The organism is Brachybacterium sp. AOP29-B2-41, assembly GCF_052378395.1.
Taxonomy (GTDB): Bacteria; Actinomycetota; Actinomycetes; order Actinomycetales; family Dermabacteraceae; genus Brachybacterium.
Genome location: NZ_JBQSXR010000049.1, coordinates 1 through 1,433, shown reverse-complemented (window position 1 = coordinate 1,433; position 1,433 = coordinate 1). Strand labels below are relative to the sequence as shown.

At 67.3% G+C, this 1,433-nt stretch carries 1 protein-coding gene; it reads right to left on the bottom strand.

Annotated features, from left to right (window positions below):
* Positions 1-3: 3 nt before the first annotated feature.
* The gene (locus tag ACT3T9_RS18810) at positions 4-1,314 is read right to left on the bottom strand and encodes an ISL3 family transposase (RefSeq protein ID WP_443424669.1); all 1,311 of its coding nucleotides are present in this window, start codon (positions 1,312-1,314) and stop codon (positions 4-6) included.
* Positions 1,315-1,433 lie beyond the last annotated feature (119 nt).

The window sequence follows — 1,433 nt, the reverse complement described above, 5'->3', positions numbered from 1 at the left end:
GGCTCATCGCATCCGAGGGTGTAGCTGGTTTCTGAAGCCTCCTGATTCGAGGAGGCTGCGGGCGATGTAGTTGGTGAGGTTGCGGAAGCCGAGGGCCGAACCGCGTAGGTGCTCGAGTCGGCCGTTGATCGCCTCGGTGGGCCCGTTGCTGGTGCCGGGGCGATCGAAGAACGCCAGGATGTCGTCGGCGCGTTTGGTCAGCGTCCGGCCGAGCTTTCCCAGCTCGACGAGGGTGTCTGGGACCGTTGCTCTGAGGGCTGCGATGACCTTCTCCATCATCGTTCTGGCTCTGGTCCGGTCGGGTTCTCGATAGGCGGCGATCATGGCCTGGTAGATCTCCCAGGTCGCCTCGACCGCAGCGTGCGGGTGGTGGGTGAACAGGGCGCTGAGGCGTTCGCATTGCCGCTCGGTCAGCAGCTTGGTCCCGGTGTGGAGGGTGCGGCGGGACTTGTAGAGAGGGTCGTCTTTGCGGCCGCGACGCTTGTGGAGCTTCTGCTGGATCCGGCGTCGGCAGTCGTCCAGAGCGTCTCCGGCCAGGCGGACGACGTGGAAGGGATCCATGACTGCGACCGCTCCGGGGAGGACCTCGCTGGTGGCCGTCTTGAACCCTGTGAACCCATCCATCGCGACGACCTCGATGCAGTTCTTCCACGCCTCGGGGCGGGCCTCCAGCCAGGCCTTGAACGCCGCCTTGGAACGGCCCTCGACCATGTCCAGCAACTTCGCCGGCCCGGTCTTGTCCCTGGTGGGGGTGAGGTCGATGATCACGGTGACGTACTTGTCGCCGCGGCGGGTGTGGCGCCAGACGTGTTCGTCGACGCCGATCACGCGGACTCCGTCGAAGCGGGCCGGGTCATCGATCAGCAGCCGCTTCCCCTCGGCGAGAACGGCGTCGTTAGCGGTATGCCAGGCCACGCCCAGCCCGGCGGCGACCCGCGCGATCGAGAGGTGGTCGATGACCAGGGCTTCCAGCGCCCACCGGATCCCGCCTCGGGAGAGCTTCGCCCGCTCTGCGGCCGCCGCGGTGGTGTCTTCGCGCCAGTGGCATCCGCAATGGTCACACCGGTAGCGGCGAATCCGCACCAGCAACGTCGTGGGCCTGTGACCGAACGGCTCATGCGCCAGAGACCTGGTGATGGAGCCCCGCGAGGTCGACCGCGCTCCGCAGGCCCTGCACCACGGATCCTCCTCGGCGAGCCGGCACTCCAGCACCGCCCGCGCGGCAGTGAGCCTCTGGCCGACCACGACCAGGCCAAGCTCCTCGAGGCGGGCGAAGGTCGTCAGGTCGGGGTCATCGAAGGTAGCGTTGAGCATGTCGAGGTCTTCCAGATGGTGAGTGTCAGAACTTCCATCATCGGGAGACCTCGACGTCTATCCCGGCACCGACGCGCCCACCCCGCGTTCCGCATCTACCCCCTCAGCTGCGAAGAGCC

Bases quoted from the DNA above. Each gene is read 5' to 3' on its own strand.
- ACT3T9_RS18810 (WP_443424669.1), bottom strand. From the start codon at position 1,314: ATGCTCAACGCTACCTTCGATGACCCCGACCTGACGACCTTCGCCCGC.